10 protein-coding genes and 1 CRISPR repeat array are annotated in these 11,888 nt (G+C 34.4%); all 10 genes read right to left on the bottom strand.

All coding sequences use genetic code 11. The features are described from left to right. Positions 1-8: 8 nt before the first annotated feature. The 10 genes from csx20 to CDOM16190_RS10875 all read right to left on the bottom strand — a co-directional run bounded on the left by csx20 (position 9) and on the right by CDOM16190_RS10875 (position 10,237). The gene (csx20, locus tag CDOM16190_RS10250; RefSeq protein ID WP_170020715.1) at positions 9-383 is read right to left on the bottom strand and encodes a CRISPR-associated protein Csx20; all 375 of its coding nucleotides are present in this window, start codon (positions 381-383) and stop codon (positions 9-11) included. A 7-nt stretch (positions 384-390) separates the two neighbouring features. Then, positions 391-1,635, bottom strand: a complete 1,245-nt coding sequence (gene csx2 / locus CDOM16190_RS10245) for a TIGR02221 family CRISPR-associated protein (protein ID WP_170020713.1) — start codon at positions 1,633-1,635, stop codon at positions 391-393. A gap of 23 nt (positions 1,636-1,658) precedes the next feature. Continuing rightward, positions 1,659-2,447: a hypothetical protein gene (locus tag CDOM16190_RS10240; protein ID WP_170020711.1), complete on the bottom strand. Its 789-nt coding sequence runs from the start codon at positions 2,445-2,447 to the stop codon at positions 1,659-1,661. Beyond that, positions 2,444-4,597 (bottom strand): TIGR03986 family type III CRISPR-associated RAMP protein, encoded by a 2,154-nt coding sequence (locus CDOM16190_RS10235; RefSeq protein WP_170020709.1) that lies wholly within the window; start codon positions 4,595-4,597, stop codon positions 2,444-2,446. Before CDOM16190_RS10235 ends, CDOM16190_RS10240 begins: the two co-directional genes overlap by 4 nt. Continuing rightward, positions 4,594-5,016 carry a TIGR04423 family type III CRISPR-associated protein gene (locus CDOM16190_RS10230; protein ID WP_170020707.1) on the bottom strand — a complete coding sequence of 141 codons (423 nt, stop codon included), beginning with the start codon at positions 5,014-5,016 and terminating at the stop codon, positions 4,594-4,596. Before CDOM16190_RS10230 ends, CDOM16190_RS10235 begins: the two co-directional genes overlap by 4 nt. Continuing rightward, positions 5,003-6,340, bottom strand: a complete 1,338-nt coding sequence (locus CDOM16190_RS10225; RefSeq protein WP_170020705.1) for an RAMP superfamily CRISPR-associated protein — start codon at positions 6,338-6,340, stop codon at positions 5,003-5,005. Before CDOM16190_RS10225 ends, CDOM16190_RS10230 begins: the two co-directional genes overlap by 14 nt. A 4-nt stretch (positions 6,341-6,344) precedes the next feature. After that, positions 6,345-7,727 (bottom strand): hypothetical protein, encoded by a 1,383-nt coding sequence (locus CDOM16190_RS10220; protein WP_170020703.1) that lies wholly within the window; start codon positions 7,725-7,727, stop codon positions 6,345-6,347. Further along, positions 7,724-8,275 carry an RAMP superfamily CRISPR-associated protein gene (locus CDOM16190_RS10215; RefSeq protein WP_170020702.1) on the bottom strand — a complete coding sequence of 184 codons (552 nt, stop codon included), beginning with the start codon at positions 8,273-8,275 and terminating at the stop codon, positions 7,724-7,726. The genes CDOM16190_RS10220 and CDOM16190_RS10215 overlap by 4 nt, the downstream gene beginning before the upstream one ends. Further along, positions 8,272-9,783 (bottom strand): Cas10/Cmr2 second palm domain-containing protein, encoded by a 1,512-nt coding sequence (locus CDOM16190_RS10210; protein WP_170020700.1) that lies wholly within the window; start codon positions 9,781-9,783, stop codon positions 8,272-8,274. The genes CDOM16190_RS10215 and CDOM16190_RS10210 overlap by 4 nt, the downstream gene beginning before the upstream one ends. 322 nt (positions 9,784-10,105) lie before the next feature. Further along, on the bottom strand, positions 10,106-10,237 hold the full coding sequence (locus CDOM16190_RS10875) for a hypothetical protein (protein WP_283956951.1): 132 nt from the start codon (positions 10,235-10,237) through the stop codon (positions 10,106-10,108). A 262-nt stretch (positions 10,238-10,499) separates the two neighbouring features. Beyond that, positions 10,500-11,845: direct repeats of the CRISPR family, unit length 37 nt; unit sequence GTTTCAATCCCCTAAAACGGGGAAGCTCGAGCGAAAT. Between the last annotated feature and the right edge of the window lie 43 nt (positions 11,846-11,888).

Below are 11,888 nucleotides of genomic sequence, written 5' to 3'. Positions count from 1 at the left end.
ACAAGGCCCTACTCATACTCCCTAAATCTTTCATGCTTAAATTCACGCTTTATTACTAGCTTGCCATTTTCTAATTGCTCACTAACGATTCTACGTGTAGTTGCATAAATCGGTATTAAACCGATACTTTTTGCAAAATTTGCCATAGTGTATGTAGCTCCAAAATCCCCTTGCACCAACAATACATCACCTAGCTTCGAGTTTTCTTTTAATTTATTTTTATAGCTTTCAATGCTGCTTAAAACGCTTTTACTAGTAGGATCTATATTGCTCCACTTTTCATCACTTATAATCACAAAATTATCTATATTTAAATTTTTGACAGCATCTTTTTCTTGCTCTTTTGTTAACGAGTGATTCATTAATATAAAAAGGGTTTTCATATTACTCTTACATTTCAAAACGATATTTCTTCATCTCTTTTATGTTTTTTATATATTCTGATAAGTTTTGTACACTATCTCTTGAATTAGATCTGGATCTTTGATTTTCCTGATCAAGCTTATGTGCTATGTTAACTCTAATACTATTAACTTTAAGATACTTTTCTGCAAACTTCTTTCTTTCATCACTATATTTTAACTTTGCATATTTTTGCAATGCATTTTTTGCACTCTCTCTACTATCTCTACTTGATGGATCTTGATTATTTTGTTCGCAAACTATACTTAAAGCTGCTTCAGCCAAAGTTAAATAAGACATAGCATAATTTTTGTTGTCTGCATACCATTGTGATAACTCTAGCTGCAAATCAGATACTTTTTCTTGCTTGAAAATATCTATAAACTCTTTAAGATCCTTTGATACTATGCTTAACATAGTATTATTAGGACAACTAAAATCAAAAATTTCGCCACTTAAAGACCTTATGCTTTTTTGTATAGCACTTACATCAGACATACCTAATGCATAAGAAAAATCTGTATAGCTATTTTTTATTTTTTCAGGTTGATCTGAATTTTTAACTAAAAGCATTAAATCATATCCATTGCCAAATTTTTTTAGATTCTTAATAGCTTTTGACCACTCTAAAAGTTCAAAAAACATTTTTAAATTAACTATTGGTGCGATACCGTTATTTTCTGCCATTATGTCTATCATTCCATAGTATACACCCTTGATATTTATATTATAATCTCGTGTATTGGCATAAAATTCACTCATAACAAAACTCATTAAAGACAAAGACCTAAAAGAGTGGGTTATATCAAGATAAACTTCGTCGCCTTTTGAAACTTCATTAAAAATTTGTAAAAATTGATTGAAATTTGACCAAAGCTGCTCCTCGTCAACGCCATACTCTATAATAAAACATTTTGAACCGCTTGCTCCAAGTTTCTTATTTATCTGTTCCGTTATGACAGGAATGTATTTTAAGATCTCATTATTCTCTTTGGCTTCTAAAATTTTAAATTCATCCTCATCATTACCGCCAAATTCTTTATAAACTGCATCCCAAATAGATTTTTTTGTTCCAACCAAAAAAAGCTTATCTATTTTAATATGTTCACATAGAACATCTGCTATAAATTTCTTATCTTTATAAACTTTTCCATCTAAAGAATAGTTTGATAATCTATAGTCACCACTTCTTTTGTCACCTGCTCCTATAGAGCTTATTAAAATTTTAGACATATTACTCACCCTCTCATTAATGATTAATTTGTATCTTTCTCATAAGTAAGATCATAATACCTAACCTTATAATCTGTTGTAGATACATATTGCAAATGTCTATCGTTTGGTATAGCAAATATAGCGCCTGCTATACCAACCACCTTTTGACCTCCTGTAACGTCAAATACTATCTCTTTTTCATCTATTTTAGAATCCTTTAAATCTTTATAAATTTGCTCCAAACAGTCATAAACATCCTTTGCCATCTCCAAGCTATCAATACACTTTGTATCCATCATATTACTCAAATGATTACCAAATATACTCTCTGCACATTTTATAAATTTGTCCTTTTGGTTAAAAGACTCTTTGGAACATACTAAAACAATCTTTTCTAGCCTATCTTTGTGATAATTTATAGCAACCAAAGGCATTTTGTAATTACTTTTAAAATCGTTTATAGTTTTTAAATTTATATCATCGTCAGCCCTATCGTTTTTACTCAAAAACAATACTAAAGCTTTAGCTTTTTTAGGTGCTTCGTTTATAGAAATATCTACATCTGCAACTTTCTTTGGTATCATTTTCATAACCGTATAAAGCATAAAAATCGCACCTAAAATTTGGCAAAGCATAGTTCCGTCTTTGAACTCCCACTTAAGAAATTCTCCGCCAAAAAATTTATCAAATAGTGCGCTAAAACCGTCAGGAAGCCAAGCAAACGATACAACTATCATGACAATCATGGCTATACCTTTTTTGCTTATAGCATTGCTTCCCAAAAAAGATACAAAGATCTTATGAAGCTCTCTATTTTGGTATTTATTCACTTTTCAAACTCTTTTAGCATTTCTTTAACTTTTAAAGTCCTTTGATATATTCTATCATTTTGAGGCTTTTTTGAATTTGTTTCTTCTTTCCATTCTTTATCTATTTTTAGCATCTCTCTTAATTTGCAAAGTGCTTCATGTTTCATATCATCAAAAATTTTAGTTTCGGATATAATTTTAAATACAGCAGTATTCTTGCTTGGAATATTTGCATATTCAACATTTTCTTTTAGAATTTTATACAATCTCTTATCAAATTCACTCATGCTTTCGGTAGCTTTATTAAATTCTTTTTCTTTTGCCTCTTTTTCCAACTTCTCCTGCAACAATCTATTTTGTTCTGTTTGTTTTTGAATGAACTGCCTATATAAATCAATACTATCTTTATCCGACAAAGATTTAGGCGATATACTCCTAATTTCATTCAGTTCAACATATCTTTTTAGATAGTCTTTTGTATTTTTTGATTTTGCAAAGTCTTGAAGCTGCATATATTCTAGCTTTGAATTTGAGTTATTATTTTGCTCGCTTGCCATAGAAAATAAGTTTTTTATCCTCATGCTCTCATGCCATTTAATCTCTCCATTAAAAATTTCACTATTCATAGCCGATTCAAACGATTTAAGATAATGTTTTATATCATTACTCAGTGAGTGACCAACTATATCAAGTTTAATTTTGCCGTATCCGTAAGGTTTTGCCATGCCTATAGAGTGATAGCAGCCGTTTACTTCATGAAATTTAATAGCGGACAATAACGCACCTAATTCAATAGGCAAAAGATTGTGAAAAACGATCTTAAATTTAAATTTTGCACCCGTGTCAATGGGCGTAATCAATGAGGTTTGAGTGGATTTTTCTATTTTCTGCATTTTAAAAATTTTATGAACCGGATAACGTTTAAAGCCTGCAATTTCAGCATCACTGTCATTGAATGTCTTGTATTCTTTTCCGTTTTGAGAAATGTAGTTTGGATAATATGACGCTTTAGGAGAGCCCAGCAAGACTTCTCTTTCCTTTAATGTATTAACTTTACCATCTTGTTTAGCATGCGAGATATAAACCCTGCCTTTTAATAAGGATTGTGTTTTTCCTATTTTTTTACTGTAGCCAAAGATAGCCTCCGATAAGTCAATTTTATCTTCATTCTTTTGTATTTTTAGCAAAGCATCTTTTGTTGAGTAATTAAATGGGAATTTATAAAGATAAGATAGACCAAAGCTGGTTACCTCTTTGCCTTGTTTATGAAAAAATACAGGAATTTGTTCGCCATTTTTTAACTTATGCTTCCAAAAGCTCCAGTCGACAGACTCTTTTGGCTGTGTTGTCCTTCCGTCAAAATATGCAAATTTAAAATTTTCGAAAGTCTCTTTTGAAACATTTAAAATTTCAGGATTATTTCTCTCGATAAAAACAAAGTCTAAAATTTTACCGGATGCTTTCTTTCCTACCTCATCTCTTCCTGAGGGGTGACCTGTTAAAACAATTTTCCCTTTCAGTTCGCCGTTGTTATCAAATTTAACCATTTTTCTGCCATTAAACAATCCGGAACTTTTAAAACTATAGATATTTTTAAGTTTATCAAATCCTATAATCTCATACTTTCTGCAAGCATTTTTTAACGGACTTGCCTTCTCGTCAAATTTCCCTCTTAAAAATTGCTCCTTGTAATCTTTAAGACCGAATTTATCGCCTATATCACTATAATGGATTCTGTGAACTTCTCCGCAGTCTTGTATTTTATATTCATTGTCTTTGTCTTTAAAAAACCATCCGCATCTTATATTTTCAACAACTTTTTGTTTATAGGCATCATTTTTTAAATCCCTCATAGAGTATTTTTTATTATCTATGAAATTCATGGCGCTAAAACTCATTATCTCAAGGACATTTCTTAGCATACCTTTTATGCTAGTTGCAGGAATATAGTATTGTTTTTTACCATTGTCCATAAAATGACAAAATTCGCTTGACGAAGTCTCATCTTTACCGTGATTTCTTATAAATATCGGGCTTTGCGCCGTGATTTCAAGCTCTATAACCCCACTTTCCCCGTCTTCAAACGGAATATCATGACTTATTTTATCGGCCCAAGAAGGGTAGAAAACCTTATCGTTTAACGGGACAAAATTATACGGTGCTGCTATCATCTCCCATCCTTTTTATCGTCAGTAAAACCGGCAAAAACTACCTTTTTTAACTTAAATACCGGCAATCCTTCACAAAGCTCGTCATTTTCCTTTTTCCAAATTTGAGCCATTTTTATCTTAGGACCGAATTTTGACCAAAATTCTTGCAGATTGTCTTCAGTTTCTAGGTTTATTTTGCTCAAATCAACTTCATCCACGATCCAAGAGTTATTTATCTGTCTGATCAAGATACTTTTATTCTCATTTTTGCTGAAAAAATGAGCCTCGTAGATATACTCATTCGGTTGCAAATTTACATCTATGTTACGTTTGAAAAATATATCGTCTTGTGATATTTTGCTACCAAGCCTTTGGATATATCCCTCATACCCGTCAAGGCTTTTTATATAGCTCAAAATTTCATCTTTATTTTTTCTCATTTTTTCTCTCCATTTTAACGCCGTTTTTCATAACTTCACCGCTAAAAAATCCATGTCCTTTTGTGGTCATTCCTCCAAGAGGCAAAAGACCCTGGGCTACGTCTAAAAGAGCATTTTCAAAAGCATTCGTAGCAATTTGGAATTTTTCTAGCGACTCGTCTTTCTCTTGTGGTGTTTTTACTAAAATTTTTATTTTAAATTTTACACTGTCCGTTTTTGCTCCGATTGTCTTTTCCTGAAACAAAGCCCCGTCTATAGCACCGCCCGTAAATCTATCTATGCTTACGTGGTCAAATACTTTTGTGTCCATATCTTCGCAAAACTCTTTAAAACAATCGCTAATTAAAATTCTTCCCTTTTTGCCGCTACTATCATCCTTTTTATAGCCGAAAATTTCTCTTACAGCCTCATTTTCTTCGCCCACTTTTTGATAATCGCCGTTATTAGCAAGCATAAATTTATTATAATGAAACACCGTTCTATGCGACAAGGCTCCCTTTAAGCTACTTGCCGGAACTACAACTTTTTCATCGCTTAAAGCCATTTTTTCATAGTCAATTGTTTTTTCAAGTGCAGGCGTTTGGTCTGACTCTTCATCTCCTACTCCGCTACCAAATATGAAAAAATTATCAGGCACTAACGATAGTTCGTATTTTACAAAGCTGTTGGTGTTTGTTTTTTTATTAATGAATTCGTTTAACGATACATCGTCGTTTAGACTACTTGAATAAGAATCAAGGCGAACTTGACCCCATTTTATGCTGTCTACGGAAAATTCGCCAAACCCTTTTGAGCTGCCTCCGCCAAGTCTTATATCAGGAGCGGGCAAGACGCTTAATACCCTTTCAAATTTCTCTTTTGATCCGCTAAATTCGAGAGAAAACTTAAATTTGGCTCCTTTAAATACTATCTCTTCGTCAAATTTGGAGTATTCTTTGGCTGTGCCTTTGTGGCTTATGGACACATGCTCTCTAACGGGCAAGTTTTCAAATATTTTTAAAAAACTATCTTTGTTAAGCAAAAGCTCCTCGCAAACCTTGTCCTTTTTGGAGGCTACAAGTAGCGCATTTGAAACGATTAGTTTTGATCCTAATTGCTTGCTTATATCTCTTTCGTCTTTTGAACCGAAAATTTCATCCGCAAGCGCCTTATCCTCACTTTCTATAGCAGATCTCAAAATTCCCGCAACGGAAGTTCCTAGTATCATAGGTAAGTTGTTCCAGTCTTTTTGCACAGGAGCGTCGCAAAACAGATCGCTATCTCCGCAACCTACTTTAAGAGGCGAAGTTGCGCGTATGATTATATGAGCTAAAAATCTTTCCATAATTTTAACCTTTCACTCGCGGAATTCTCATTGACAAAAGCTTGGTAAATTCGAGCTTTTTTGAGCTTTTTTGTATAGAATTTAAGAGGATTGCATCTTTTTGATCCGTCCATTTCTCTTTAGCTACGCCTTCGCTTATAAAATTTTTAATATTTTGATAGATATTCTCCTCGCAACTTGTTTTACAAATTGCTCTTATGGCTCCCCATTGCGAATTTGGCACGCTGCTTAACTTTCGCCCTTCGTTACTGCTTACAAATTTCGCTACTTCAGCCGCCACATCAAGCATTTCGCGTCTTTTATCCTCTTTTTGTTTTAGGAATTTCGCTAAATTACTTTTTGTATCGATGTTTTTTTGCGGATTATTTTGTAAAATTTCATCTTTGAGCGTTATGGCTAAACTTGTAGTGCCGCAATCTAAAAATTTAGGGTTTATCAGCACCTCTCCGAATCCTTCGCTCAAATAAGCACCGACACCATTTTTGATACTCTCTTTTTGTTCTTTCATAAGATTTTTTAAGACTATCACGCTGCCTTTATTTATACAAAGCCTTTCATAGTCCTTAGTGCCTCTTGCCGTATTAAAAGGGGTAAAATTTGATGTTCGTATCTGTGTTTTAGAGTAATCGATATTTTTATCACTCAGACCGTCGCAAATATATTGCAAATCATAAGTCGGATTTCCATCATTATCCACTAGAGCAAGTCTTGATTTGGCATAGATATAGCTATAATCGTCCTTAGGCTCAAATTTAGACATCTCTTGCGCGCTATTACTGATAAATTTTATACTCACGACTCCATATTCGGAGCTTTTAGACTTGCCAAGCCTTTTACTCTTTACCAGTGTGTCTTTTATCAAATTTTCATCGTCTTTACTTATAGAGTCTTCTAGTTTTACTTTAAATCTCCACACGCTACCGGCTTTTAACGCCTCATATCCATACATAGCACTCTCTTTGGAACGTCTATTTTCCTTATCATATCCACTTTTTTGTGAGTATTCATAAGAGAGATTTAGTCTTTGGGAGTCTAAGCTCATATAACCGCTTCTCATCTGTTTTAGTTGCGCAAAGACTTTAAAATCATCATCTGTTAGCAGATGGTGGTTGTAAATTTTACTGCTATCTAGCTTTTCATGAAAGTAAGATAGCGGAATTTTAAAAAATTCCTTGCCGTCAATGACGGGATACGCATCGCCAAACCTTACTTTTCCGCTGTGAAATATATCAAAAGGCTTGCTAAATTCGCAGTATTTGCTAGCTACCATTCCTAAAAAATTGCTTCCTGGTATAAAATCAAGCGTATCGACCTTGCCTTGAGTATTGGAACTTGCTTGCAAGATAACCGCGCTTTTAAATGTAATTTCAAACACAAGCTCTCTCATGATTGTCCTTTAACTACAAATTCACATCTTCCAAGTCCGCGGTTTCTATTTAGTCCCGCTCTTTTTATCATTTTTAAAGCCTTTTTCATATCTTCCATATCATCTTGCGAGATATTGTCTATACTGCCTTGTAAGGTTACGGGTATAGTCACTTCAGTATCTCTTAGCGACTTATCGACCGCGATGCCATTTTCGTCTATTCTAGTAGAAGATATAAGATCAAATAGATTTTGAGTTAGATTATTTGCCGTGATCTCTTCTGCTACGCTCTCTTCAATCGTGGCGTTGCTAAAGTAACATTCGCCCATCGTGGTATCGTCGCTGTCTTGACCTTTTTGATCGCTTTGTTTGCCGAAGCATTTGTGAATTTTGCTTTCATCCCAAAACATCTCAGCCACCTCTCTTGCAAGCCCTTTTATGGTTTTGCCCGGCATATAAGGCAATCCGCGCGAGTCTTTTATCACATAGTTATCAAGAGCGGCTCCACCGCTTAGTCCGCTACCAGCATGCCAATAATCAAAAAATTTAAGTTCATATCGTAAAGTCATTTTATACCTCCGCTAACCGATAAAATTTGCAAAATATCATAAATAGGCGTTTTTTGAGAGCCGTCTTTTTGTATTGTTAAAGTTTCGCTTGAAAGGCTGCTGTGTAAAGATTTTAAAGCCTTGTCAAAGGACTCTTTTTTGGATTCTAAAATTTCATTTATCCTATCTAGCATATTTTTTGCATATTTACTACTTACTCCAAGCTCTTTTAACCACTCTCTAAGCTTTGATTTTGGGCTATCATCTCCGCTGTAGATTTTAACTAGATTTATGAGGTCGTCTACTTTAGCCTGCTCTTTTTCGTTTATATAATACGGTCCAAAGTCGCATCTTATCTCTGCGTCTTCATTTCTTATAGTAAGCTCATCTTGGATAAATTTATCCCAGCTTTGAAAATTTGAGCTTTGTATATTATGAAACATCAAGCAACTTGGAGCTATATCCTTGTTCGGCTCTTTTACATAGTATGCTTTGGAGTGTTTTTTAGCCGCACCGCAAAGTGCCTCTGCGAGTAAAACCGCATAGTGAAAAGGATATTTTTCATTGCAGTAGGCTATACCTGCGCACATAGTTAGTTTTCCTTTGATATCTCCGTCTTCTTGAGTAAGCCTTTCAAACTCTTTCATAAAAGCTTTGCTAAATTCAAGAGCTATATCGGCGCTACAAACGGCCGTCATATCATCTCCGCTTAAGATGATATGTTTTATTTTTTCGCTATCTTTAAGGTCTTTTATCGTTTCTTTTGCGTTTTTAAAAGCACTTTTAGTGGCTTTATCTAGCGCTTTGGAAAATTTAGTTATCTCGTCTAAGTTGTTTAAATTTACCCTGCTTGATAGCTCCTTAACCAAAACTCCAAGCCCGTTACCGTCGGCATGTATGATAGCTAGCTTGTTTTTGGAGTTTGAAATTTGACTAAATTCCTTGAGTTCTACAAATTTATCGTTTTTTTGGCGATTTTTATCAAACCACGCCTTATGGGCTGTATACTTTTGGTAGCTTGAGAGGTCAATTTTCTCTTCGTTTTTTATCTTATATACAGCTCTTGCAGTCTTAGGGCTAAGAAGCATCAAATTTAAGCTAGGATCAAGTGTTATGCTAGGCTTGTTTCTTTGTATCTTAAGCCTCTTTTCAAGCTCGTATGATATGTCTTTGTATTTTTTGTCGTTTTTAAACTCTACCGCAGCTTGTGAAATCGTAATACCGCAAGCGTTTTGCATTATCCTTTTAGGTAGGTCAAGCACTATTTTTGACAAATTTTCTTTACCCGAAACGATAGCTCTAAAATTTCCGGCAGCATTTAATAGCACATTATCCACTAAGCCTTCTTTTTTTAGTCTGTCAAATACGGCATAAATTTTGTTTGTGTTTTGAGAGTTTTGATCGGGCTTAAACTCTTGCCCAAGCCCGTCTATTATCTCGCTTGCACCTATTATCTCCTTAAGCTCATTGGTTTTATAAATAAACCCTTGAATGCCTTGCACGCTTACTCCGTAAAGGTATTTTTCCATCAAAGCCCCTTTATAAAAATTTGTAATATTTTAGCATATATTTTAATATATTTTGAATAATAATTTTAGTTGCTTTTTAAAATAAGTTGAATTTTAATATCATTTTATATAAATTTGCTATCTATTGATTTGATACAACATCATTTTAAACCATCTGCCAAAAAAATACTTATTATTATCTATTTGCCGTTTAAAACAATGTTTTTATTAAACATACTAAGAGTTCTAAATTTATGAATTCTCTCTTTCAAGCCTGCCCCTCCTTAAAAAGCTTAAACTACTCCGCTAATCCTTAAATTTTATACTCTATTCCATTTAGGGTTTAGTTTTTAGTTCCCATCATAAATGTGCTAAGAACAGTCATCACATTATTAAACCATACTAAAAGAATTTTGCTCGTTTTTACTCTTTTTATAGCCCGCCAAAATAACGACAACCAATATAGCCTATCCATTTTTGTATTTCCTTTATTTTTGAATTTTGTTTTTTTACTCTTAGTCGCTAGGTCTTTGAAACAAAATCATCCAATTATACAAAAAGCTCAAGTCATATATTGTCGTTTTAAGTTTGAATTTTTATTTTATTTGAAATTTTTAGTGTTAGAAGAGTAGTAATAGCAGTAAATAAAATAGAGCGATTTACCGTTTGTTGTTTAGTAAATGAGCAGCGCGAGCGAAATACCATCTTAAATCAACACTTTCTGAACAGCAAATAAAGTTTCAATCCCCTAAAACGGGGAAGCTCGAGCGAAATCCTCATTATGGGGATAGGACCAATTGCGAGGTCTTTAAAGGTTTCAATCCCCTAAAACGGGGAAGCTCGAGCGAAATTACAGGGGAGGATATAACTATAGAAGCTAGAGGAGAGTATGATCCGTTTCAATCCCCTAAAACGGGGAAGCTCGAGCGAAATATTGTCCTGTGACAGATATGAAAAAGCATAAGATAGAGATTGAAAACTGTTTCAATCCCCTAAAACGGGGAAGCTCGAGCGAAATTATTATTTAAACAAATTCACAAATAGTCTATAGACTTATATGTTTCAATCCCCTAAAACGGGGAAGCTCGAGCGAAATAATAGTATTAAAACTAACAATGGCATCTAATGGGGTTTCAATCCCCTAAAACGGGGAAGCTCGAGCGAAATTGTTGTTGGCTTATGGAAGTCAACTAGAAAGGATTTGAAAGTTTCAATCCCCTAAAACGGGGAAGCTCGAGCGAAATAACCGGTCTCAAATGGTTAGACAGTCTTAAGGATCATTCGTTTCAATCCCCTAAAACGGGGAAGCTCGAGCGAAATCATACTATGAAGCTACTAAAGACGATTTTGATATAACGTTTCAATCCCCTAAAACGGGGAAGCTCGAGCGAAATTATGTCTTGGGTAGATGCTAGTATAGGTATAATCGGTATCCTCATGTTTCAATCCCCTAAAACGGGGAAGCTCGAGCGAAATAGAGAGATTTACAGGAAAAGTATACCCAAATAGGGTTCTGTTTCAATCCCCTAAAACGGGGAAGCTCGAGCGAAATAAGCTAGTAGGTAAATTGTCTAACAAGGAAGTTGGACAATTGTTTCAATCCCCTAAAACGGGGAAGCTCGAGCGAAATATTCTTACAAAATAACTCTTGGGGCTACTTAATTGGTTTCAATCCCCTAAAACGGGGAAGCTCGAGCGAAATAAGAATGGAGAAAAGATTGAGGTGGGGTTTTTGAGTTTCAATCCCCTAAAACGGGGAAGCTCGAGCGAAATGGAAATCTTAAATGTACAACACACTGAACAAAACAGAGTATGTTTCAATCCCCTAAAACGGGGAAGCTCGAGCGAAATTTCTCCATAACGTTCTTAAATATACCTTTCCATCTGTTTCAATCCCCTAAAACGGGGAAGCTCGAGCGAAATCCTATTCTTAATTTAAGTATAGGAGGTGTGACATGGTTACTATGTTTCAATCCCCTAAAACGGGGAAGCTCGAGCGAAATCTTAAATTTTATACTCTATTCCATTTAGGGTTTAGTTTTTAGCGTTTCAATCCACTAAAACGGGGAAGCTCGAGCGAAATTATCGTCAATTAACCTTATACTATTACAAAAATAGAAATGAGT

It is taken from the genome of Campylobacter sp. RM16190 (assembly GCF_012978835.1).
In the GTDB taxonomy this organism is placed as follows: Bacteria; Campylobacterota; Campylobacteria; order Campylobacterales; family Campylobacteraceae; genus Campylobacter_A.
This window is presented reverse-complemented; position numbering and strand designations above follow the sequence as displayed.